At 73.4% G+C, this 1,063-nt stretch carries 2 protein-coding genes; both read left to right on the top strand.

The genetic code is table 11. The features are described from left to right. On the top strand, positions 1–431 hold a 431-nt coding region (locus tag PO768_RS28935), incomplete at its 5' end, for a hypothetical protein (protein WP_272648811.1). Continuing rightward, the gene (locus PO768_RS28930) at positions 428–988 is read left to right on the top strand and encodes a GspMb/PilO family protein (protein WP_272648810.1); all 561 of its coding nucleotides are present in this window, start codon (positions 428–430) and stop codon (positions 986–988) included. The genes PO768_RS28935 and PO768_RS28930, both read left to right, overlap by 4 nt. Positions 989–1,063: the final 75 nt, after the last annotated feature.

The raw sequence follows: 1,063 nt of genomic DNA, 5'->3' as shown, positions 1-1,063 counted from the left end.
CGCGACTCGACCCGGCCGCACAGCGCGGTGCCGCGCGCGCCCAGGCCGTGCTGGACCAGGAGCGGCTGCGCGCCGCCACCGAGGTGCAGTCGCTGCTGCAAACGCCCTGGGGGCCGCTGCTGAGCCATGTGGAGCAGGCCGGCATGGGTGAGCCGCCGGAGCAGGGCATCAGCTGGCTGGGCCTGGACTACACGGCGCTGCGCCGCGAGCTGCGCCTGGACGGGCTGGCCGGCGATCAGGCCCTGGCCTTGCAGCTGGTCGAGCGCCTAAGCGCCGCGCCGGGCTGGACCGATGTGGTGCTGAGCCGCTTCCAGACCGCCGGCGAGGGTCTGGTGGGCCAGCGCTTCGATCTGGGCGCCAAGCTGCGGCCCGAGTTGCTGCGCGAGGATCTGCCGCGCGTCTCGCGCTCCAAACCGGTGACCCAGCCATGAAGATGATGAGCATCGCCTCGATGCAGCAATCGCTGCGCGCGCTGCGCTGGCCCGGCCTGCTGGGGCTGGCCGCGCTGGCGCTGGCGGCGCTGCTGGAGCTGGGTCTGACCCAGCGCTGGCAGGTCCAGAGCGACGAGCTGCAGGCCACGGCCGAGCGCCTGCAGCGCCAGCTTCGCCTGCAGCGCGCCAGCGGCGCCGGCCCCGAAGCCACGCTGCAGACCTGGCAGCTGGCCCTGCCTGATGCCGACCAGCGCCAGCAGCGTCTGGCCGATCTGCTGGAGCAGGGCCTGCGCGCCGGCCTGCTCAGCAGCCGCACCGAACATCGCCTGAGCATCGATGCGACGGCCGGCCTGGAGCGGCTGCGCGTCAGCATGCCGGTGCAGGGCGGCTATGCCCAGCTGCGCGGCTTTATCGAAGCGGCGCTGCGCCAAGACCCGGCGCTGAGCCTGGACAGCCTGAAGCTGCGCCGCGCCAGCCCGGCCGCCGCGCAGATCGATGCCGAGCTGGTCTGGTCGCTGCATGCGCGGCATCACGGTGTGGACGGGAGCAAGCCATGAGCGCTAACTCGGTGACGCCGCGCCAGGTGCTGCTGGCCGCTGCGCTGGCGGCAGCCCTGGCTGCGACCATGTGGG

The organism is Paucibacter sp. XJ19-41 (genome assembly GCF_028462495.1).
Lineage (GTDB): Bacteria > Pseudomonadota > Gammaproteobacteria > Burkholderiales > Burkholderiaceae_C > Roseateles_E.
This window is presented reverse-complemented; position numbering and strand designations above follow the sequence as displayed.